Genomic DNA, 21,859 nt, shown 5'->3' with positions numbered 1-21,859 from the left:
AATTAACGTTTCAGTGCTTCAGTTAATTCTTCGCGCATTTCAGACAGCATGTCTTTAACAATACGTGGGCTGCCTGCAACGATGTTACCAGAACTGATATAGTTGTGACCACCAACGAAGTCAGTAACAATACAGCCAGATTCACGTACCAGCAGTTCACCCCCCATAAAATCCCATGGTTTCAGGCCGATTTCGAAGAAACCGTCAACACGTCCGGCGGCGACATAAGCCATATCCAGAGCCGCAGAGCCAGTGCGACGAAAATCTGCACAGCGCTCAAATAATTTACCCAATACATTCATGTAAGGGATAGCGTGTTGTTTAGCTTTGAATGGGAAACCGGTGGCAATGATAGTACCATCCAGATCACGAGCATTGGTGCCACGCAGACGATAACCATTCAATTGAGCACCTTGACCACGGGTTGTGCTAAACAGTTCATTACGCATTGGGTCATAAACAACAGCCGCTTCGGTGCGGCCTTTGATGCGCACAGCAATGGAAACAGCGAAATGAGGGAGACGTTTAATAAAGTTAGTGGTGCCATCCAGTGGATCGATCACCCATTGGAAATCGTCTTCTTCACCTAAATGCTCACCAGTTTCTTCAGTGATGATAGTGTGTTTAGGATAAGATTTACGGATAATGTCAATGATCAGCTTTTCTGCTTCACGATCAATATTAGTGACGAAGTCATTACTGCCTTTTTGGCTTGCTTCGATAGCATCAGGAGTTTCATAACTTTTGGCAATGTAATTGCCGGCTTTACGCGCAGCACGTATAGCGATGTTTAGCATCGGATGCATGGGGTATCTTCCACCAGAATTTTAAAGAACGGGAAACAAATCGGCACACATTATAGCAGTAGTTCGTCAAAATGACTAATGCTGTGTTAAGATATTCGGCTCTTATACTGAAATAAAAAGCTGTCATGTTAGAGAACATCCGCATTATTCTGGTAGAAACTTCCCACACGGGCAATATGGGTTCAACTGCCAGAGCTATGAAAACAATGGGGTTGACCAATCTTTATTTGGTCAACCCGCTCGTCCAGCCTGATTCTCACGCCATTGCACTTTCAGCCGGTGCCAGTGATGTCATCGGTAATGCCACTATTGTGGATTCGCTAGATGAAGCAGTGGCTGGGTGTGAATTGGTTATTGGAACCAGTGCTCGTTCCCGAACACTTTCCTGGCCAATGGTTGAACCGCGTGAGTGTGGTGAGCGCTGTGTCAAAGCAGCTAAAAATTCACCGGTGGCTATCGTGTTCGGTCGTGAGCGTGTGGGGCTGACTAACGAAGAACTTCAGAAGTGTAACTATCATCTTTATATTCCGACTAACCCAGAATATGGTTCATTGAATTTGGCTATGGCTGTTCAATTGGTCAGCTATGAGATTCGTATGGCGCACCTTGTTACTGAAGAAAAATCAGAAAAAGCGGATGCTGCCGATCATGAAGCTGAATACCCACCAGTTGAAGATATGGAACGTTTTTATCAGCATCTTGAACAGGTGTTAAATCACTCCGGTTTTATTCGTAAAGCGCATCCTGGGCAGATAATGAACAAATTAAGACGCCTCTATACCCGTGCACGTCCGGAAATTCAGGAACTGAATATCCTGCGGGGTATTTTAACGTCTATGGAAAAATGGGCTGGGAAATCACCAGAATCTGGCAGAAAATAGTCTCTGTAATAGAGAATATGGGTGATAACAGAATGAAAGAAAACCAAATAATAGTTGAGTAAATTACTAGGTTAAATAGTTGACTAAAATACTCAGGAATGTCACAATTTCTCCCATATTTCACCATGGAGTTTTTGTTATGAGACTGACATCAAAAGGACGTTATGCGGTAACTGCCATGTTAGATGTGGCATTGCATTCACAAGAAGGGCCAGTACCACTAGCTGACATTTCTGAGCGTCAGGGAATTTCCCTTTCCTATCTTGAGCAGTTGTTTTCTCGCCTACGTAAGAATGGTCTGGTTTCTAGCGTCCGTGGTCCAGGCGGCGGTTATTTATTGGGCAGAGATGCCGGTGAGATTTTCGTTGCTGAAGTGATTTCTGCTGTTGATGAATCTGTTGATGCAACTCGCTGTCAGGGCAGGGAAGGCTGCCAGGGCGGTGATCGCTGTCTGACCCATGCGCTTTGGCGTGATCTCAGTGATCGCATCACGAGTTTCCTGAACAGCATCAGCTTAGAAGAATTAGTGAATAATCAAGAAGTATTAGACGTTGCTGATCGTCAAGACAGCGATAAGCGCCGTACAGCTAATGGCAGGGTTCAGGAGATGATTAACGTTAACCTGCGTGCTTAAAAAAGCGGCAAACATAAGTATTAAAAGAGTCTTACGGAGCATGTGAGCAATGAAATTACCCATTTATTTGGACTATTCAGCAACAACCCCAGTTGATCCGCGTATTGCTGAAAAGATGATGAACTACCTGACTATGGACGGGGTTTTCGGTAACCCTGCTTCTCGTTCACACCGTTTTGGCTGGCAAGCTGAAGAAGCGGTTGATATTGCGCGTAATCAAATCGCTGATTTGGTTGGTGCTGATCCGCGTGAAATTGTATTTACTTCAGGTGCAACAGAATCAGATAACCTTGGTATCAAAGGTGCAGCAAAATTCTATCAGAAAAAAGGCAAGCACATTATTACCAGTAAAACTGAACACAAAGCTGTTTTGGACACTTGCCGTCAGTTGGAACGCGAAGGTTTTGAGGTGACTTACCTTTCACCGATGAGCAATGGCATGATCGATCTGAAAGAGCTGGAAGCCACAATGCGTGATGATACGATTTTGGTTTCTATCATGCACGTTAACAACGAAATTGGCATTGTTCAGGACATCGTGACCATCGGTGAAATGTGCCGTAGCCGCGGTATTATTTTCCATGTTGACGCAACGCAAAGTGTCGGGAAATTGCCTATCGACCTCAGCAAACTGAAAGTTGATCTGATGTCTTTCTCTGCTCACAAACTATATGGCCCAATGGGTATTGGTGCTCTGTATGTTCGCCGTAAACCCCGTGTCCGCATTGAAGCACAGCAACATGGTGGCGGTCATGAGCGTGGTATGCGTTCCGGTACATTGCCTGTTCACCAAATCGTGGGAATGGGTGAAGCTTACCGCATTGCAAAAGAAGAATTGGAAGCTGAGTCAGAGCGTCTGCGCGGTTTGCGCCTGCGTTTATGGAACGGCATTAAAGATATTGAAGAAGTTTACCTGAACGGTGACTTGGAACTGGGTGCGCCACACATTCTGAATGTCAGCTTCAACTATGTTGAAGGTGAATCATTGATGATGTCGCTGAAAGATCTGGCAGTTTCTTCTGGCTCGGCATGTACTTCTGCGAGTCTGGAGCCTTCTTATGTTTTGCGTGCACTGGGCATGAATGATGAGCTGGCACACAGTTCTATTCGTTTCTCTTTGGGGCGTTTTACCACAGAAGAAGAAATAGACTATGCAATTAAGTTGATTCATAACTCGATTGGTCGCCTGCGTGAACTTTCTCCATTGTGGGAAATGTTCAAACAGGGGGTGGATATTAACACCATCGAATGGTCTCATCATTAATCAGACGGTTTCAGGAGTAACAATATGGCTTACAGTAACAAAGTAATTGATCACTATGAGAATCCACGTAATGTTGGATCATTTGACAGTGAAGACCCTTCAGTAGGTAGTGGCATGGTTGGTGCGCCCGCTTGTGGTGACGTCATGCGGCTGCAAATCAAGGTCAACGATGACGGTATCATTGAAGACGCGCGTTTTAAAACTTATGGCTGCGGTTCTGCGATAGCTTCCAGTTCTCTCGTAACAGAGTGGATGAAAGGTAAATCACTGGAGCAGGCAGAAGCAATCAAAAATACAGAGATTGCCAATGAGCTGGAGCTGCCACCAGTGAAAATTCACTGTTCTATTCTGGCAGAAGATGCGATTAAAGCTGCAATTGCGGATTACAAGAGCAAACGCCAGGCTAATTAATTCTTTTGGCTAGAAAAAAATAATTTGGTGGATATTGTTTCAATATCCACCTTTACTGGTTTTGAAGGTGATAATTTCCTAGATCATAACTTCAAAGATCATAGTGTTAAAAGTGAGGTGTTGTATGTCAATTTCTTTGACAGAAAGTGCAGCCCAGCGTGTTTTAGCTTTTCTTGACAATCGTGGGAAAGGTGTCGGGTTGCGTCTGGGAGTGAGAACTTCCGGCTGCTCGGGTATGGCATATATAATTGAATTTGCTGATGCAATTAATGATGAAGATCAGGTTTTTGAAGACAAAGGCGTGAAAGTTATCGTTGATGGTAAAAGCATTGTTTATCTTGATGGTACCGAGTTGGATTTTGTCAAAGAGGGCCTGAACGAAGGCTTTAAATTCAACAACCCCAATGTTTCCAGCGAATGCGGCTGTGGAGAAAGTTTTAACGTTTAACCCTCCGCACTTTGCGAAACCAAGAGTAACTTATGGACTACTTTACTTTATTCGGGTTGCCTGCGCGTTATGCGATAGACCGCCAACAATTGGCGACCCGCTATCAGGAGTTGCAGCGTCAATTTCATCCTGATCGTTTTGCCAATCAGCCAGAGCGTGAGAAAACGTTGGCACTTCAACAAGCAGCAACCATCAATGATGGTTATCAGACCCTGAAACACCCCCTGAAACGTGCAGAATATATGCTGTCTCGGCAAGGGTTCGATTTATCCAACGAACAGCATACGATGCAGGATACTGCGTTCCTGATGCAGCAATTAGAGTTGCGTGAAGAGCTTGACACTATTGAACGTAGCGCAGAACCAAACGTTACATTAGCAGATTTTTCATCTCGCCTTAACAAAATGATTAAAACTCGTACTGAGCAGATGGAACAGCAACTGGGTGCTGAACAATGGTCAATTGCCGCCGATACTGTCCGTAAATTACGCTTTTTGGATAAATTGCAACAGCAGGTCGAGCAACTGGAAGAACGATTGCTGGATGATTTTTAGCTGAATCGCTTTTTGGTGAATAGCGCTTGCTGATTTAGCTATACCCTATGGATTTAAGGATGCAACCAACAAAGCTGCAACTTGAAAAACGACGGGTATAAAGAGTTTTTATAGGGGCACACATGGCTTTATTACAAATCAGTGAACCTGGTTTATCTGCCGCACCACACCAGCGTCGTCTGGCTGCGGGGATTGATCTTGGCACAACACACTCCCTGGTTGCGACAGTCCGCAGTGGTCAGGCTGAGACCTTAGCAGATAGTGAAAACCGTCACTTGCTTCCTTCTGTTGTACAATACCGTAAAGATGAAATTCAAGTTGGCTGGCAGGCACGCCAACAGGCGGTTTCCGATCCTGTTAACACCATAAGTTCCGTCAAACGTATGATGGGGCGTTCTCTGGCTGATATTCAACAACGTTATCCGAATCTCCCCTACCAGTTTCAGGCTAGTGAAAATGGGTTACCGTTAATTAATACTGTGGCAGGTCTGGTCGATCCTATTCAGGTTTCTTCTGAAATATTGAAATCGTTGGTTCAACGGGCAGAAGAAACCTTGAATAGTAAACTTGATGGCGTTGTCATCACTGTTCCTGCTTATTTTGATGATGCACAACGTCAGGGAACGAAAGACGCCGCACGTTTAGCGGGTTTACATGTCCTCCGTCTCTTAAATGAACCAACCGCAGCGGCTATTGCCTATGGACTTGATTCGGGTCAGGAAGGGGTTATTGCAGTTTATGACTTGGGTGGTGGAACATTTGATGTTTCTATCCTGCGTTTGAGTCGTGGCGTCTTTGAAGTGCTGGCAACAGGCGGAGATACAGCGCTTGGCGGCGATGATTTTGACCACCTGTTGGCAAACTGGATCCGTAAGCAGGCAGGTATCATCGATAATAGCCACGGCTTGCAACGTCAATTGCTGGATATTGCGACACAAACTAAAATTGCCTTGAGTGATGCAGATTCAATGACAATCAACATTGCTGGCTGGCAAGGCAGTATTACCCGCGATGAATTAAATGAATTGATCATACCATTGGTTAAACGCACCTTAATGGCTTGCCGTCGGGCATTGAGAGATGCGGGTGTTACTGCCGATGAAGTATTACAGGTTGTGATGGTAGGCGGTTCGACGAGAGTACCACTCGTACGCAGCATGGTTGGTGAGTTCTTTGATCGCGAACCATTGACCTCTATCGATCCGGACAAAGTTGTCGCTGTTGGTGCGGCAATTCAGGCCGATATTTTGGTTGGTAATAAACCTGATAGCGAGATGTTGCTATTGGACGTTATTCCACTGTCACTGGGCCTTGAAACCATGGGTGGCCTGGTGGAAAAAGTGATCCCGCGTAATACCACTATTCCTGTCGCCAGAGCACAAGAGTTTACAACTTTTAAAGACGGGCAGAGTGCAATGAGCATCCATGTTGTTCAGGGGGAACGCGAGCTGGTGGCAGATTGCCGTTCACTGGCACGTTTTACATTGCGTGGCATTCCTCCACTGCCGGCAGGTGGTGCTCATATCCGTATTACTTTTCAGGTTGATGCCGATGGCCTGTTAAGTGTCAGTGCTCTGGAGAAATCGACGAGTGTTGAAGCTTCCATTCAGGTGAAACCTTCTTATGGCTTGTCCGATGAAGAAATTGTCCGAATGATCAAAGATTCAATGACCAATGCGCAGGAAGATATTCAGGTGCGTAAGCTGGCTGAACAAAAAGTAGAAGCAGCACGAGTGCTGGAAAGTTTAACCAGTGCACTGGAAAAAGATGCTGATTTACTCAGTCAGGAAGAACATGCGGCAATTGATGCTGCCGTACAAGTATTAATTGAGAGTGCTCAGGGAACATCTCCTGATGCGATTGAAAGTGCAATTAAACAATTGGACAAACAAACGCAGGAATTTGCTGCGCGTCGCATGGACACATCAATCCGCCGGGCTTTGGCGGGCCATTCTGTGGATGAGATTTAATTATGCCTAAAATTGTATTTTTACCTCATAACGAACTTTGCCCTGAAGGCGCAGTATTGGAAGCTAAGGAAGGCGAATCGATTCTGGATGTTGCACTGCGTAATGGCATTGAAATAGAACATGCTTGTGAAAAATCCTGCGCATGTACTACTTGTCATTGTATTGTCAGAGAAGGGTTTGACTCATTGGAAGAAAGCTCTGAAATGGAAGATGACATGCTGGACAAAGCATGGGGGCTGGAGCCTGAGAGTCGGTTAGGATGCCAGGCCAAAGTTGCTGATGAGGATTTGGTTGTTGAAATTCCTAAATACACGATTAACCATGCACGTGAGCACTGATCTGAGAACTAAACAGGAGAACAGAAAATGAAATGGTCTGATAGCCGTGATATTGGCGAAGCACTATACGATAAGTTCCCGGATTTAGATCCTAAGACAGTGCGTTTTACCGATATGCATCAATGGGTTTGCGATCTAGATGGTTTTGATGACGATCCGGAAAAGTCCAACGAAAAAATATTAGAAGCCATTTTGCTGGTTTGGTTGGATGAATTTGAGTAATGCAAATCAGTCACACAAACAATTAGTGCGAAAAAAAGTGCAAATTCACCAATTCTTGTTCAATCACTTGGCATAGTCTGCATTTAATGAAAAACTGGCAACTGCCAGTTTTTTTGCATTCATGGCCCTTGCTGTAAAAACAGTGAAAATAAAATAAGAAGAGAGAAGAAAATGACAAAGCACGTTATACCAGCGCAAATCATGCCGATAACTCTGTCTTATGAGCCAGCTAAAGCATGCTGGGGTGAAAAAGCGCTAATCAGTTCGAATGATCAGGGAATTACAATTCATTTATCAGACAGCCAGTCGGATATAAGTAGTAAATTGGCGACTATCCAACGCGCCGGACGAAAAATTAATGGACAAGGTATCTCCAATGTCGCTTTGGCTGGTGATGGTTGGGATTTGGAAAAAAGCTGGGCATTCTGGCTGGGATTCCGGGCACCAAAGGGGCGGCGTACTATTGAATGGCCGCAACTGAGCACAGTGGAAAAACAAGAGCTGGAGCACCGGATCAAATTCATTGATTGGGTGCGTGATACCATCAATATTCCAGCAGAAGAATTGGGACCGGAGCAGCTTGCTCAGCGTGTCATTGATTTATTTAACGGTGTAGCGAGAACTGCAATTAGTTACCGCATTATAAAAGGCGATGCGTTACGTGAGCAGGGCTATGTTGGTGTACATACTGTTGGTCGTGGTTCCTCCCGTGTTCCTGTTTTTCTGGAATTGGATTTCAATCCATCGACAGATAAAAACGAACCTGTATTCGCTTGCTTAGTCGGTAAAGGTATTACCTTCGATTCAGGGGGATATAGTCTGAAACCTTCTAATTCCATGGATTCCATGAAATCTGATATGGGAGGTTCAGCACTCCTGTCAGGAGCATTGGCGCTGGCGATTGGTCGTGGCCTGAAACAGCGTGTAAAACTATTCTTATGTATTGCTGATAATCTGGTCAGCGGCAATGCGTTCAAATTGGGTGATATCATTCGTTATCGTAATGGTAAAACTGTTGAAGTCATGAACACTGATGCAGAAGGGCGTCTGGTATTGGCTGATGGTTTGATTAATGCCAGTGCGGCAAATGCGTCACTAATCATTGACGCTGCAACATTGACTGGAGCAGCAAAAATTGCAGTAGGTAATGATTACCATTCTGTCCTCAGTTTTGATGATCAACTAGCGGCGGATTTATTGGCAGCAGCGGATGCAGAACATGAACTATTCTGGCGTTTGCCATTGGCTGAATTCCATCGTAGTCAATTGCCCTCCGATTTTGCTGATTTGAATAACATTGCTGCGCCTTCTCATTCAGCAGGCGCAAGTACTGCGGCTGCTTTCCTGTCTCATTTTGTAGAAAATTACAAAAAAGGTTGGGTACATATCGACTGTTCAGCGACCTACCGTAAATCTGCGGCTGAACAGTGGTCAGCAGGTGCGACAGGGTATGGAGTGCGCACCATCGCCAACTTATTGCTGACAAAAGCAAAATAAGGATACAGTGTTTTTGGCGAGGTAGCTTGTAAGCCATCAGATAATGTCAGGATTTTTATGTACAAAATGTTGTGACACCAAACTCATTTTAAAATTGCCTTTCTTATCTGGCCTCCCTTTTATGGGGAGGCTATGATTGAGCCTTTCAATGGTCGTTAACTTCAAGTTGTTAACTTCAGTACAAATATGTGTTCGGAGATTTTCATGAGCTTGTCAAACGGGGCTGTTGCCACTGAAATTGAGGTTCCGAGTGGAAGCCGTATTACTCTTAGCCAACCAGAAGAACAGCCTATTCATCTTATTGAGGCCTTGAGTAATTTATTGAAGCAACATAAGCCAGTACGACGGGCATTTCTGGTTATGGTGCACGATAAAAAACAGGATGAAAAACCCAATCTGCTTATTGGGTTAGAACTGAGTGGAGCATCCACAAATAATGACATTAGTACGCTTATTCAGGCCGCTGGTGAAATAGCTTGTCAGTATTTGAGTGAAGAGGAATCGGTGGATTTTTGTTTGCTTGATGAAAAGGATAGTGGGATTAGCCATTATCTGATCCAGCATACTCAGCCTTTTTATCAGCGAAAGTTAGGCAGTTGGCTGAGGGATACCATTCCTGTACTGAATCAGTAAATAAAAAGTTAAGTTCTGTACCAACTCAGGGATCGTGTGATGATGAGTTTTATCCGGCATCTTTTTGTCATTTTCCTGCAATAAGCTAAAAATATTGCGGAAGGCTTCGAAAATCTGAAATCACAGATTCCTAATTCGGATAAATATCTATAAAAATACTATCCCAAACCAGCCGGTAAACGATAAGGATTACGGTTATGCGTCAATATCAACTGAGGCAATGGGCAGCAAGGAGAAAGCGCTTCATCACATTAATAGTTGCTACATTGTTTGCATTCTTTGCGCTATGTACCCTATCTGGATGTGATCAATCCCAGGACGATGAAAATACGGGAAAATCAGAAAAACCGACAGTTTCAATGACACAAAAAACAACTGATACTGCAAAACGGAAACTTCAATCATCTGCACCTCAATTACCGCAACAACGTTATGCGGGTAAAGATGTCACTATCTTAGATGCCTCAGAGTTACAGTTGGATGGTGCCAGTGCAATGGTCGTGACGTTTTCTGTTCCTTTGCAGACTGACCAGAATTTCTCTCATAAAGTCCACTTGGTTGATGTGAAATCCGGAAAATTGGATGGTGCCTGGGAACTGTCTGATAACCAGATGGAGTTAAGGCTCCGTCATTTACCGCCTGATCGTGAATTACAACTAACTGTTGATGAAGGTTTAAAAGGCATTAATGGGCGTCAACTAGCAAGTCTCTATGAGAAAAAATTCCAGACTGCTCCCATTAAACCTACCGTTGGTTTTGCCAGCAAGGGAGTTCTTCTACCGAGTAAGACAGCAGAAGGTTTACCCGTTTTGGCACTCAATGTTGATCAGGTTGATGTCAACTTTTTCCGCATTAAAGAGACATCATTACCTGAATTCATCGCCGATTGGCAATACCGAAACAGTATGGAGTATTGGGATTCTGAAAATTTCCTGAAGCATGCTGACTTAGTTTATACCGGACGTTTTGACCTGAATCCGGCACCTAACACTCGTGAAAAACTATTATTGCCATTGAATGATATTAAGGTATTGCAAAAAAGTGGTGTTTATCTGGCTGTCATGCAGCAGGCCGGAAAATATACCTATAGTAACCCCAGTATGTTATTTACTCTGAGTGATATCGGTGTCTCAATGCACAGCTATCTAAATCGGATAGATGTTTTTGCACAATCATTGAAACAAGGTTCCAGCCTGAAAGGTGTTGAAATTCGTTTGCTGGATGCCAAGGGACAACGTCTGTCAAAGAATATGACAGACGATAATGGTCATGCCCCGCTGGAAAAAAATGCTAAGGCAAAATTATTGTTGGCAATCCAGGGCGATCAAACCAGTATGATCGATTTGTCATATCCTGCGTTAGATCTGTCTGAATTTGATATCGGCGGCGCACAAGGGTATAGCAAGCAGTTTTTTGTGTTTGGCCCAAGGGATCTTTATCGCCCAGGAGAAACGCTGATTGTGAATGGCTTACTGCGTGATGCTGATGGTCGTTCGCTGAAGCCCCAACCTGTAAAAGTTGATGTATTGAAAGCGGATAATCAGGTTGTGCGCAGTTTTGTCTGGCAACCTGAAAATGGACTCTATCAGTATCGTTACCCAATCCCACAAACCGCAGAAACAGGCATGTGGTCACTGCGTTTTGATTTAGGTGACAATACTCCGCGTTTTTACAAATTTAATGTGGAAGACTTTATGCCTGAACGTATGGCATTGGAAATTGAGGGAAATGATGGTCGTAGACCAGTATTGAAAAATAAAAGTGTTAATTTTGCCGTAGCTGGTCGTTACCTATATGGAGCACCAGCAGTTAAGAATCGGCTGCAAGGCCAATTGTTTATGCGTCCAGCTCGTGATGCAGTGGCGAAATTATCAGGGTATGAGTTTGGTTCCTCGAAAGAAGAGGGATTGAGCAGAACTCTGGATGAGTTCGACTTGACGTTAAATAGTGAAGGAAAAACGGCCATTTCTGTCAGTGATGATAATTGGAAATATATAGCATCTCCGGTAAAAGTTATCGTACAGGCCAGTTTGCTCGAATCTGGTGGGCGTCCGGTGACACGTCGCGCTGAGCAAGCTGTTTGGCCTGCTGACAAGCTGGTTGGTATACGCCCACTCTTCAATAAAAAATCTATTTATAATTACCGTACAGGTCGTGATGAAAATCGCTATAACGTTGATGAAAACTCACTGGCAGAGTTTGATATCGTTTATGCGGATGCTGATGGTAAGAAATATGCCACAAATGATTTGAGAGCTCGCCTGATATATGAACGTCGGGATTATTACTGGCGTTGGTCAGACAGTAACGGTTGGGATTCGGGATATGACCAGAAAGATTTGGTGATGGCAGATGAGTCTGTCCAAATTGCGGAAAATGGTACAGCAAAAGTCAGTTTTCCGGTTGAATGGGGTTCTTACCGCATTGAAATAGTGGATCAGAAAAATCAGCTTGTAACCAGCCTGAATTTCTGGGCAGGTTATTCATGGCAGGATAATACGGATGGAACAGGTGCAATCCGCCCGGACCAAGTCAAACTCTCATTGGATAAACCCGCGTATAAACCAGGTGATAAAGTAAAACTGCATATGCTCGCACCACAGACAGGTAAAGGTTACTTACTGCTGGAATCCAGTGATGGCCCGTTGTGGTGGCAGGAAATTGATGTTCCGGCAAAAGGTCTGGATATTGATGTACCCATTAATCCATCGTGGGCTCGCCATGATTTGTATCTGACCGCGGTTGTTATACGGCCGGGAGATAAAAATCGTCAGGCAACATCGAAACGGGCAGTTGGCGTATTGCATCTGCCGTTGATGGACGAAGGGCGTAAGCTGAATCTGACACTGAGCGCGCCAGATAAAATACGCCCGAATCAGGATTTTAAAATCAAACTCAAGGCAACACTTCAGAAGGGTAAAGATCAGCCAGCAAGTAAGGAATTGCCAAAGCAAGTTTATGTTCTGCTTTCTGCTGCGGATTCAGGTGTACTCAGTATTACTAACTTCAAGACCCCAGATCCTTATGAAGCATTCTTCGGGCGTAAACGTTATAGCGTTGATCAGTATGATGTTTATGGTCATTTAATTGAAACTGAAGGACGTAAAGCGAACTTACGCTTTGGTGGTGATGGTGATGAAAATACTCTCGAAAGGGGGGGCAAAAAACCGCTAACAGAAGTTAATATCATTGCCGAGCAAGCTAAACCAATCACCTTGGATGCTAATGGAGAAGGTGAAATTACCTTACCTATCTCTGATTTTAATGGTGAACTCCAGTTGATGGCACAAGCATGGAGCGATAACGAATTCGGATACAGTGAGCGTAAAGTTATAGTCGCAGCCCCGGTTGTTAGCCAGATGTCATCACCTCGTTTCATGGCCGGCGGCGATCAATCTCAGTTGGCATTAGATCTCACCAATTTAACTGAACAACCGCAAGTACTGACACTCAATTTCACTGCAACTGGATTGATAAAGTTAGAAAACCCAGTAAGTAGAAAAATCATTTTGGAAACAGGAAAACGGACTACCATTCAAATTCCGGTCAAAGCGGATCATGGGTTTGGACAAGGGGAAATTTTCCTCACAATTGATGGATTGAATGTGCCCAACGAAAAACTGCAACAGTATACAAGTAACTGGAAAATTGCTGTTCGTCCGGCACATCCTGCTGCAACCATACAGTTTGATGATGTTATCCAACAAGGCAAAGAGTGGCAGTTACCACAAGAGACTATCGCTGATTTGATACCAGAAACACTGGAGGGACAGCTCTTACTGACCAGCAGACCGCCACTGCAAATCGCACGTTATATTCGCGAATTATATGCTTACCCATATGGCTGTTTGGAGCAGACTATCAGTGGGCTTTACCCATCACTCTACTCCAATGAAGCCGAACTGAAAAAATTGGGTATCAATACACAAAGTGACGAAAAACGGCGAGCAGCCATTGATGCCGGTATTACTCACTTGCTGAGTATGCAGCGTCATGATGGCAGTTTCTCGTTATGGGATCGTAATGGCGAGGAAGAGTTCTGGCTGACGGCTTATGCGGCAGATTTCTTATTCCGTGCCAATCAACAAGGTTACAGTATCCCGGCTGATGCTCTGAAGACTGCTAATAACCGGCTTCTGCGTTACTTGCAGGATAAAAATATTATCAACGATCGTTACAGCAGTTCACACAGTGAAACACAATTTTCTGTACAGGCATATGCGGGTTTGGTCTTGGCAAGCCAGCAAAAAGCGCCATTAAGTGGCTTAAGACAACTCTATGAACAACGAGGGCGGGCTGGTAACGGTTTGTCTCTGGTGCAATTGGGGATCGCACTGAAAATGATGGGGGATGATACCCGTGGTAATGAAGCGATTCGTTCAGGTGTGAATAAATCCCGTCAATCCGGTCATAGGTTGCATGATTATGGTAGCGCAATCCGTGACAATGCCTTGATTGTTGCTCTATTGACTGAAAATAAGATAATGTTGAACGAACGTGATGAAAAACTACTCAGTTTATCTAATGAGTTATCGGCGCATCGTTACTTCTCTACACAGGAAAGCAATGCCATCTATCTGGCTGGGCGCTATTTTATTGATACCGGCGAGCCGTTCTGGAAGGCGGTCATTAGTCAGCAAATACCACCGATTAACCGTGATAGCGCATTAAATGAAGCATTGACTGCGAAACAGATCCTGAAAGGTATTGAAATCAGTAACCGTGGTGAGAGTATGTTGTATTCACGTTTGAGTGTGGTGGGTTATCCATTGCATGCACCAAAACCTTATTCAAACATTCTGAATATCAAGCGTACCTATCTTGATTTGAATGGTGAAAATTATTCTCTGGATCGCCTGAAAAGCGGTGAGATGATGGTCGTGAAATTGGAAATCAGTGCGACAGAACCTGTATCGGATGCGCTGGTTGTCGATTTATTGCCTGCCGGGTTGGAAATTGAGAACCAAAATCTGGCGCATAGCAGTGCCAGCCTGAGTGAAAGCGCTACTGCTCTGCAAAAGGTTATTAACGATATGCAGATGGCGAATATTCGTCATATTGAATACCGCGATGATCGCTTTGTTGCCGCTGTCTCCATTGATCCTTATCGACCAGTTACCTTGCTCTATTTAGCCCGCGCAGTTGCACCGGGGGTTTATCAGGTGCCAGCACCACAAGTTGAATCTATGTATGTGCCGGTTTGGCGAGCAGTAGGTGAAACAGAGGAAAGGTTGGAGGTTGTGCGTTAATCACGAATCAGCCCTTATTTCCGATGAAATCCATAGGGTATATACCCAATAGATTTCGAGTTGCTTTGCAGCCAACAAAGAGGCAACTCGAAAGATGAAGGATATAAGGGCTGAATTTTATGGATACAGCTTTAATGAGAAGATTCTTCCGCCGCATTTATCTGATCCCTCTGCTAATTTTACTGATTCTGCCTCCCTCCCTATGGCTGGCTGATAAAATTTGGTCACTGCCATTAAGAAACGTCAAAATGGCGCGCGTTGTCATCGGAGCAGATGGTTCACCACTATGGCGTTTTGCTGACAATGAAGGAGTCTGGCGTTATCCCGTTACTTTGTCGCAAGTTTCTCCTGAATATATTCAGGCTCTGTTAACCTATGAAGATCGTTGGTTTTACAAGCATCCTGGGATTAATCCCATCTCATTATTGCGGGCAGCCTGGCAGGATATACGTGCCGGAAAAATTGTATCAGGAGGCAGTACTATCTCTATGCAGGTTGCCCGTTTGATTGATCCCCATCCACGTACTGTTACAGGGAAATTAAAACAGATTTGGTACACCCTGCAATTAGAGTGGCATTATTCCAAAGATGAAATTTTGCAGATGTATTTAAACAGAGCACCATTTGGTGGCACATTGCAAGGCGTTGGAGCAGCAAGTTGGGCATATCTGGGGAAGCCGCCATCAAATCTTTCATCTGGTGAAGCGGCATTACTGGCGGTATTGCCACAAGCTCCGAGTCGTTTAAGGCCGGATCGCTATCCGGAACGGGCTCAGGCTGCCCGTGATAAGGTATTGCAGCGATTGAAACGATATGGCGTTTGGTCAGCAGAAAAAGTAGCAGATATAGCAGAGGAAAATCTATGGCTTGCTCCCCGTCAGGTTCCTCAGCTTGCTCCATTGCTGGCAAGGAGAATGGTACAGGGAACTCAAAAGGAAGTGATCCAAACCACTATTGACACAGGATTGCAGCGTCAATTGGAAGATTTGGTGCTTAACTGGAAGTATCAACTGGCAGAAAAAACATCTGTTGGCGTACTGGTGGTTGATCATACGGATATGACAGTCAAGGCTTACATTGGCTCGGTGGATTTTCAGGATAACAGTCGTTTCGGCCATGTTGATATGGTCAGTGCATGGCGTTCTCCGGGGTCTACACTAAAGCCTTTTTTGTATGCAATGGCGTTGGATGACGGATTAGTTCATGCTGAATCTCTCTTGCAGGATGTTCCCCGACGTTTTGATGATTATCGGCCGGGAAACTTTGATAGTGGGTTTAATGGGCCGGTTAGTGCCAGCGAAGCACTGGTGCGTTCATTGAATTTACCCGCAGTACAGCTTTTTGAAGCATATGGTGCTAAAAAATTTACTGCTAATTTGCGCAATGTAGGTATGGTATTGCATTTTCCATTGGGCAGTGAACCGAATCTGGCACTGATACTCGGTGGAACATCAGTTCGTATGGAGCAACTGGTTTCTGTTTATAGTGCTTTTGCCCGTCAGGGGAAAGTCTCTCCGTTGCGTTTTACCCCGCAGCAGAAGATCCGGGACAGACAAATTTTTACGGCAGGGGCCGCCTGGATTGTCAGAAGGATTATGGCGGGAGAAAGTCGCCCATTGCCGGATAGTGTGCTGCCTGCTGAAGTACCATTAGCGTGGAAAACAGGCACTAGTTATGGTTATCGTGATGCGTGGGCTATTGGCCTGAATGCTCATTATACCATAGGTGTTTGGGTGGGAAGGCCGGATGGAACGCCAGTGGTGGGGCAATTTGGCTATGCTACAGCGATCCCTATCATGAACCAGATAAATGGATTACTCATGAGAAATTTGCATTATGGTTCGCAGTATATTCCTGTTGATCCGAGACCGGAAAGTGTTAGTCAGGCAGCTATCTGTTGGCCAGGTGGCACTGTACTTAAGAGAGAAGACAATAATTGCCGTCAGCGTCATTTGAGTTGGATTTTGGATAATACAATCCCCCCAACCTTGTTAGCGGAGGGGCAGGAATCGATTTCAGGTATCAACGAACGAATATGGATAGATAAAAATGGTTTGCGTGTTGCTTCTGATTGTCCTGATGCCAGATCTGAAACAATAGCTCTGTGGCCGATTGCATTGGAAGCATGGTTACCGGAAAAAGAGCGGCGTTTAAACCGGTTGCCAGTAATTAACCCTCAATGCCCTCCGATGAAAATAGATGAAGCACCATTACTGATTGTAGGTGTCCGTAAGGGCGATATTCTAAAACGTATTCCGGGAAAAAAGACGCTGGATTTGCGAATAGCAACACAAGGTGGTAGCGGGCAACAATGGTGGTTTTTGAATGGTGAGCAAGTCGCTGTGACTGAAAATAACCAGCAGTGGGTTAAAACCTTATCACGCCCAGGGAAATATCAACTGAGTGTTTTAGATTTGAGTGGACAAATCAGTGTAATTAATTTTGTGTTGCAGTGATTAGGTAATGACTTGTGAAATCGGATAAATATTCTTTTATAAACATGATATTAACAGTGTTTTTGGTTTTAAAATAATTTTACTACTATTTTTTGCGTTGAAAATATTGGAATTTAAAGATGGTTAATCAATAAGTTGCAATCTATCTATTAGGTGTTATGTCAATTTAACCAGTGAGAAAATAAAAATGAAAATATTTTCATATGCCGTACTTTTGGAGTTATTTTATGCTCCGCTCTCTTTGGCTGATAAGCTAGCCAAAGAGGTTGGTAATAAAATAGCAAATAAAGAATCAGTGAATCCTGGTGCATTGAAAAAATGTACATATTTATTGCCCGAAGGGCATAAATATACCTTTAGCATTATTGTTACATCTGATAAGACAACGAAAGACAGTAATGAACAATTTAAAGGGCAATTTGAAGTTTCTGATGAAACTAAGAAACCATTGGATGAGAAAAGGCAAGATCAGCTCAAACCTTTTATTCAATGCGTGAAAGATACCGTTTTGTAATTGAGTACTGAAAACAGGTTTATCCCACATTGTCTTAAACTGAGTTATACAGTGAAAATGTGATTTGTGCTAAAAAATTATAATTTTCGCTAAGAAGGTTTTAATAAAATGTTGTGTTTCTTGTAGGCAAGCAGAAAGTCTCCTCCTATAATCAACGCCTATTTTTATTCCTGTCAGGAAAACAGGGTAAATTCTGTCCTTCTGCTTTGTCAGAGGGAATTAAAAATTAAAATAAGTCATCGCTGAAAGTGCCAAAGAGGTTATCCAATGACGATTGAACGTACTTTTTCCATTATTAAGCCTAATGCTGTGAAGAAAGATGTTATCGGTTCCATCTATGCCCGTTTTGAAAGTGCTGGTTTTAAAATCATCGCGGCTAAAATGTTGCATTTAACACGTGAACAAGCAGAAGGTTTTTATGCTGAACACAACGGCCGCCCTTTCTTTGACGGCCTGGTAGAATTCATGACATCTGGCCCAATCATGGTGCAGGTTCTGGAAGGTGAAAATGCAGTTCAGCGTCACCGTGACCTGATGGGTGCAACCAACCCGGACAATGCCCTGGCGGGTACTCTGCGTGCAGATTATGCAGATAGCTTTACTGAAAATGCTGTTCACGGTTCAGATTCTATTGAATCTGCAAATCGTGAAATTGCTTATTTCTTCAGTGATGATGAAGTTTTTTTTCGCCACTGATATCACTGAATCTACCCAATAGATATCAAGTTACAGGAAAGGGGCAATGAATGCCGCCAATCCTAATAAAGCTTGAAAAGGGATACTTTCAGTTACTCGTAGCATCTGTACAGTAAAGTTTGTACAATACGGCGCCCCGCTGATTTGATTTAGCGGGGCGTTTACTATTTTTATACCTATACCCTATGGATTTCAAGATGCGACTTGAAAGACGACGGGTATATATATGAAAGGTATATCTTATATATCAATTTACGCTGAATACATTACTGGAATATATTCTTTAAAACAGTGTCTATTGAATTGGCAGTCACCGCATGAAAACTTAGTGCTGAAATAAAATCAGCACAGAGCCGAAAGTGTAACAACGAGGCGATGTAACAATGTCCCAACTTAACGCAACCGTACAATCTTCAACTCCCGCCATATCTTTCACACCCGATAAGAAAATCGGCAAAATTAATCTGCTTGACCTCAATCGTAAACAGATGCGTCAGTTTTTTGTTGAAATGGGGGAAAAACCTTTTCGTGCTGATCAGGTCATGAAATGGATTTACCACTATTGCTATGACGATTTTGAGCAAATGACAGACATCAACAAAGTGCTCAGAGCAAAACTACAACAAGTTGCTGAAATCAGAGCACCTGAAGTTGCGGAAGAACAGCGCTCTTCGGATGGTACTATCAAATGGGCGATTACTGTTGGTGACCAACAGGTTGAAACGGTTTATATCCCAGAAGATGATCGCGCAACACTGTGTGTCTCATCTCAGGTAGGATGTGCTTTAGAATGTAAATTTTGCTCCACTGCGCAGCAGGGATTTAACCGCAACCTGCGGGTTTCTGAAATTATTGGTCAAGTTTGGCGTGCTGCTAAAATTATTGGCTCGTTGAAATCCAGTGGTCGCCGTCCAATCACCAATGTGGTTATGATGGGGATGGGGGAACCGCTGCTCAACTTAAACAATGTTGTGCCAGCTATGGAAATTATGATGGATGATTTTGGCTTCGGTCTGTCAAAACGTCGTGTAACGCTATCAACATCAGGTGTAGTACCTGCATTGGACAAGCTGGGTGATATGATTGACGTTGCATTGGCAATTTCTCTCCATGCACCGACTGATGATGTTCGTGATGAAATTGTCCCGATTAACCGCAAGTACAATATTGAAGAGTTTCTGGCAGGTGTGCGTCGTTATTTGACAAAATCTAATGCTAACCAGGGGCGGGTTACGGTGGAGTACGTGATGCTTGACCATGTCAATGACAGCGTAGAACAAGCACACCAATTGGCAGAATGCCTGAAAGATACGCCAAGTAAGATCAATTTGATCCCATGGAACCCATTTCCTGGCGCGCCTTATGGACGTAGTTCCAACAGCCGAATTGACCGTTTTGCGAAAGTCTTGATGGGATATGGTTTCACCACCATTGTGCGTAAAACAAGGGGAGATGATATTGACGCTGCCTGTGGACAGCTTGCTGGTGATGTCATTGATAGAACAAAGCGAACATTGAAAAAACGTCTGGCAGGTGAACCTATTCAAGTAAAAACAGTCTAATTTTCTGTTTAATATTGGTAAATGGCTAAAAATCTGGCGAAGTTTGACATATTCTGATAAATGAAAATAGTATGATACGGAAATCAATAATTTGGTCTATAGTTTGTTGTAGCTTGATGGTTGGCTGTGCGGAGTATTCTCAACGCCGTGCCCATCAAGTTGTTGCAGTAGATACTCGGTTACAGCTAGGAAAGGCGTATTTGGCAGAACGGAATTTACCGGCTGCCAAATTTCATTTTGAAAAAATTCTGCTGGTGGAACCTCGTCATCCAGAAGCGCATCTGGGGATGGCACTGCATGAACAATATGCAGGCCAGCCTGAATCTGCTGACCAGCATTTTAGAATGGCAATGCAGTATGCGACGGAAAATGATACTGTAGTACGCCATTATTCCGTTTTTCTCTGTGAACAAAAACGGTACGAAGAAGCTAAAAAGTTGGCCACGGAAAATAACACAAACTTATGTTATTGCAGTCAATGTTGATTGCAATAATACTGATTTTAATCAGTAGGTTGTGACAAATGATTTTCTGTGTTCGATGCAGTATGAAATGATTTCGCTACACAAATTAAGTTGGATGTTATATCAAATTAATTTGTGTAAATACTTTAAACCTGAACAGTACCAGTGTCCTTAGATAATGAAGACTGAAACTTACCCAGAAGAAGCCAATCTGACAGCAGGTCAGATCTTGCGTCAGGCTCGTGAAAAACTTGAGCTTTCTCAGCAAACTGTGGCAGATCGCTTGTGTCTTAAAGTATCCACTGTTCGTGATATCGAAGAAGATAATGTCCCCGCTAATATCGTACCGACATTCTTCCGCGGTTATATTCGTGCCTATGCGAAACTTGTCCAAGTACCTGAATCTGAGCTTTTAACCAAGCTGGATGCACAAATGCCGAATAAGGCAGTAAAAACTTCTCCGATGCAGAGCTTTTCTGCCCAAAAAATACGTAAAAAGCGTGATGGCTGGCTGATGAAGCTAACATGGTTTGTGATAATCATATTACTGGGCATGACCGGCCTGTGGTGGTGGCAAAATTATAAAGCACAACAAAAAGAACTGGCTTCCATGACAAAGCAAACTGAGGCACAGCTACAAACTGGTAATGCATTATCCGGTGCAAACTCTACGCCTGCCAATGTGTCGTCTTCTTCCAGCGCTTCTGCGCCTGTAGCAACTGAGTCTAAAATTGTTCCATTATCGGGCAATCAACCTGCTGTGAATAATGTCGCCAGTAATACTGTATTTGATAACATTACTTCCGATAATACTGCTTCCGATAACACTGTTGCCACGAACGTTGCTTCTACAAATCAGGGTATTTCTACAAACCAAGGTATAGAGAATGCCGCATCAGCAGCGGGTACAGTATCAAATTCTGCTGTTAGTTCTCCATCGACAAATGTGAGTCAGGTCAGTGCAATGAACAGCAATGAACTGGTCATTAACTTTACTGGTGAATGTTGGTTAGATATTAGAGATGCCAAAGGTAAGAAACTGTTTAGCGGCACCAAAAATAGGGGAGATAGCCTAAAATTGTCAGGCACTTTACCTTACTCGCTACATATTGGTGCACCAGCTCAGGTTAATATAGAATTTCAAGGGAACCACGTGAATCTGGATGAGTTTATTAAGAAAGGTTCCGCTGCCAGACTGACATTTCCATAAACTGACTCGCGGTTTGGGCAAATATTTTTGGGCGAATGTTTTGGGCGAAT

At 43.7% G+C, this 21,859-nt stretch carries 19 protein-coding genes; 18 read left to right on the top strand and 1 reads right to left on the bottom strand.

Annotated elements, in window-relative coordinates:
• Window positions 1–2 precede the first annotated feature (2 nt).
• A complete protein-coding gene (gene suhB, locus Xbud_RS12105) occupies window positions 3–806 on the bottom strand; it encodes an inositol-1-monophosphatase (RefSeq protein ID WP_099136296.1) in 804 nt (267 codons plus the stop codon).
• Window positions 807–931: 125 nt separating this feature from the next.
• Between suhB and trmJ the strand changes: the two genes are divergently transcribed.
• From trmJ to rodZ, 18 genes are all read left to right on the top strand, one after another.
• The gene (gene trmJ / locus Xbud_RS12100; protein ID WP_099136295.1) at window positions 932–1,687 is read left to right on the top strand and encodes a tRNA (cytosine(32)/uridine(32)-2'-O)-methyltransferase TrmJ; all 756 of its coding nucleotides are present in this window, start codon (window positions 932–934) and stop codon (window positions 1,685–1,687) included.
• A 139-nt stretch (window positions 1,688–1,826) separates the two neighbouring features.
• Complete coding sequence (gene iscR, locus Xbud_RS12095) at window positions 1,827–2,321, top strand: Fe-S cluster assembly transcriptional regulator IscR (protein WP_099136294.1); 495 nt, start codon at window positions 1,827–1,829, stop codon at window positions 2,319–2,321.
• 49 nt (window positions 2,322–2,370) lie between these two features.
• Window positions 2,371–3,585 carry an IscS subfamily cysteine desulfurase gene (locus Xbud_RS12090; RefSeq protein WP_099136293.1) on the top strand — a complete coding sequence of 405 codons (1,215 nt, stop codon included), beginning with the start codon at window positions 2,371–2,373 and terminating at the stop codon, window positions 3,583–3,585.
• 24 nt (window positions 3,586–3,609) lie between these two features.
• Window positions 3,610–3,996, top strand: a complete 387-nt coding sequence (gene iscU, locus Xbud_RS12085) for a Fe-S cluster assembly scaffold IscU (RefSeq protein WP_099136292.1) — start codon at window positions 3,610–3,612, stop codon at window positions 3,994–3,996.
• A gap of 124 nt (window positions 3,997–4,120) precedes the next feature.
• Entirely contained in the window at window positions 4,121–4,444 is a 324-nt protein-coding gene (gene iscA, locus Xbud_RS12080) for an iron-sulfur cluster assembly protein IscA (RefSeq protein WP_099136291.1), read from the top strand.
• A 32-nt stretch (window positions 4,445–4,476) separates the two neighbouring features.
• Window positions 4,477–4,998: a co-chaperone HscB gene (gene hscB, locus Xbud_RS12075; protein ID WP_099136290.1), complete on the top strand. Its 522-nt coding sequence runs from the start codon at window positions 4,477–4,479 to the stop codon at window positions 4,996–4,998.
• 122 nt (window positions 4,999–5,120) lie between these two features.
• Window positions 5,121–6,968, top strand: a complete 1,848-nt coding sequence (gene hscA / locus Xbud_RS12070; RefSeq protein WP_099136289.1) for a Fe-S protein assembly chaperone HscA — start codon at window positions 5,121–5,123, stop codon at window positions 6,966–6,968.
• A gap of 2 nt (window positions 6,969–6,970) precedes the next feature.
• Window positions 6,971–7,306 carry an ISC system 2Fe-2S type ferredoxin gene (gene fdx / locus Xbud_RS12065; protein WP_038267871.1) on the top strand — a complete coding sequence of 112 codons (336 nt, stop codon included), beginning with the start codon at window positions 6,971–6,973 and terminating at the stop codon, window positions 7,304–7,306.
• Between the two features lie 27 nt (window positions 7,307–7,333).
• Entirely contained in the window at window positions 7,334–7,528 is a 195-nt protein-coding gene (iscX, locus tag Xbud_RS12060) for a Fe-S cluster assembly protein IscX (RefSeq protein WP_099136288.1), read from the top strand.
• A 171-nt stretch (window positions 7,529–7,699) separates the two neighbouring features.
• Window positions 7,700–9,025 carry an aminopeptidase PepB gene (pepB, locus tag Xbud_RS12055; RefSeq protein ID WP_099136287.1) on the top strand — a complete coding sequence of 442 codons (1,326 nt, stop codon included), beginning with the start codon at window positions 7,700–7,702 and terminating at the stop codon, window positions 9,023–9,025.
• A 204-nt stretch (window positions 9,026–9,229) separates the two neighbouring features.
• The gene (locus Xbud_RS12050) at window positions 9,230–9,658 is read left to right on the top strand and encodes an enhanced serine sensitivity protein SseB C-terminal domain-containing protein (RefSeq protein ID WP_099136286.1); all 429 of its coding nucleotides are present in this window, start codon (window positions 9,230–9,232) and stop codon (window positions 9,656–9,658) included.
• 197 nt (window positions 9,659–9,855) lie between these two features.
• Window positions 9,856–14,907 carry an alpha-2-macroglobulin family protein gene (locus tag Xbud_RS12045; RefSeq protein ID WP_099136285.1) on the top strand — a complete coding sequence of 1,684 codons (5,052 nt, stop codon included), beginning with the start codon at window positions 9,856–9,858 and terminating at the stop codon, window positions 14,905–14,907.
• 134 nt (window positions 14,908–15,041) lie between these two features.
• Window positions 15,042–17,363: a peptidoglycan glycosyltransferase PbpC gene (gene pbpC / locus Xbud_RS12040; protein ID WP_099136314.1), complete on the top strand. Its 2,322-nt coding sequence runs from the start codon at window positions 15,042–15,044 to the stop codon at window positions 17,361–17,363.
• A 187-nt stretch (window positions 17,364–17,550) separates the two neighbouring features.
• A complete protein-coding gene (locus Xbud_RS20540; RefSeq protein ID WP_244589936.1) occupies window positions 17,551–17,877 on the top strand; it encodes a hypothetical protein in 327 nt (108 codons plus the stop codon).
• 267 nt (window positions 17,878–18,144) lie between these two features.
• A complete protein-coding gene (gene ndk, locus Xbud_RS12030; RefSeq protein WP_099136284.1) occupies window positions 18,145–18,573 on the top strand; it encodes a nucleoside-diphosphate kinase in 429 nt (142 codons plus the stop codon).
• Between the two features lie 383 nt (window positions 18,574–18,956).
• Window positions 18,957–20,135 (top strand): dual-specificity RNA methyltransferase RlmN, encoded by a 1,179-nt coding sequence (gene rlmN / locus Xbud_RS12025; RefSeq protein WP_099136283.1) that lies wholly within the window; start codon window positions 18,957–18,959, stop codon window positions 20,133–20,135.
• A gap of 71 nt (window positions 20,136–20,206) precedes the next feature.
• Complete coding sequence (locus tag Xbud_RS12020; RefSeq protein ID WP_099136282.1) at window positions 20,207–20,620, top strand: fimbrial assembly protein; 414 nt, start codon at window positions 20,207–20,209, stop codon at window positions 20,618–20,620.
• Between the two features lie 157 nt (window positions 20,621–20,777).
• Entirely contained in the window at window positions 20,778–21,809 is a 1,032-nt protein-coding gene (gene rodZ / locus Xbud_RS12015; RefSeq protein ID WP_099136281.1) for a cytoskeleton protein RodZ, read from the top strand.
• The last annotated feature ends 50 nt before the right edge of the window (window positions 21,810–21,859 follow it).

The sequence above is a fragment of the Xenorhabdus budapestensis genome (assembly GCF_002632465.1).
In the GTDB taxonomy this organism is placed as follows: domain Bacteria; phylum Pseudomonadota; class Gammaproteobacteria; order Enterobacterales; family Enterobacteriaceae; genus Xenorhabdus; species Xenorhabdus budapestensis.
This window is presented reverse-complemented; position numbering and strand designations above follow the sequence as displayed.

Excerpts from the sequence above, each read along its gene's own strand:
- pepB (WP_099136287.1), top strand. The coding sequence starts at position 7,700 with ATGACAAAGCACGTTATACCAGCGCAAATCATGCCGATAACTCTGTCT.
- pbpC (WP_099136314.1), top strand. The coding sequence starts at position 15,042 with ATGAGAAGATTCTTCCGCCGCATTTATCTGATCCCTCTGCTAATTTTA.
- rlmN (WP_099136283.1), top strand. The coding sequence starts at position 18,957 with ATGTCCCAACTTAACGCAACCGTACAATCTTCAACTCCCGCCATATCT.
- ndk (WP_099136284.1), top strand. The coding sequence starts at position 18,145 with ATGACGATTGAACGTACTTTTTCCATTATTAAGCCTAATGCTGTGAAG.
- Xbud_RS12050 (WP_099136286.1), top strand. The coding sequence starts at position 9,230 with ATGAGCTTGTCAAACGGGGCTGTTGCCACTGAAATTGAGGTTCCGAGT.
- fdx (WP_038267871.1), top strand. The coding sequence starts at position 6,971 with ATGCCTAAAATTGTATTTTTACCTCATAACGAACTTTGCCCTGAAGGC.
- iscA (WP_099136291.1), top strand. The coding sequence starts at position 4,121 with ATGTCAATTTCTTTGACAGAAAGTGCAGCCCAGCGTGTTTTAGCTTTT.
- iscU (WP_099136292.1), top strand. The coding sequence starts at position 3,610 with ATGGCTTACAGTAACAAAGTAATTGATCACTATGAGAATCCACGTAAT.
- rodZ (WP_099136281.1), top strand. The coding sequence starts at position 20,778 with ATGAAGACTGAAACTTACCCAGAAGAAGCCAATCTGACAGCAGGTCAG.
- trmJ (WP_099136295.1), top strand. The coding sequence starts at position 932 with ATGTTAGAGAACATCCGCATTATTCTGGTAGAAACTTCCCACACGGGC.
- Xbud_RS12045 (WP_099136285.1), top strand. The coding sequence starts at position 9,856 with ATGCGTCAATATCAACTGAGGCAATGGGCAGCAAGGAGAAAGCGCTTC.
- hscA (WP_099136289.1), top strand. The coding sequence starts at position 5,121 with ATGGCTTTATTACAAATCAGTGAACCTGGTTTATCTGCCGCACCACAC.
- suhB (WP_099136296.1), bottom strand. The coding sequence starts at position 806 with ATGCATCCGATGCTAAACATCGCTATACGTGCTGCGCGTAAAGCCGGC.
- Xbud_RS12090 (WP_099136293.1), top strand. The coding sequence starts at position 2,371 with ATGAAATTACCCATTTATTTGGACTATTCAGCAACAACCCCAGTTGAT.
- hscB (WP_099136290.1), top strand. The coding sequence starts at position 4,477 with ATGGACTACTTTACTTTATTCGGGTTGCCTGCGCGTTATGCGATAGAC.
- iscX (WP_099136288.1), top strand. The coding sequence starts at position 7,334 with ATGAAATGGTCTGATAGCCGTGATATTGGCGAAGCACTATACGATAAG.
- Xbud_RS12020 (WP_099136282.1), top strand. The coding sequence starts at position 20,207 with ATGATACGGAAATCAATAATTTGGTCTATAGTTTGTTGTAGCTTGATG.
- Xbud_RS20540 (WP_244589936.1), top strand. The coding sequence starts at position 17,551 with ATGAAAATATTTTCATATGCCGTACTTTTGGAGTTATTTTATGCTCCG.
- iscR (WP_099136294.1), top strand. The coding sequence starts at position 1,827 with ATGAGACTGACATCAAAAGGACGTTATGCGGTAACTGCCATGTTAGAT.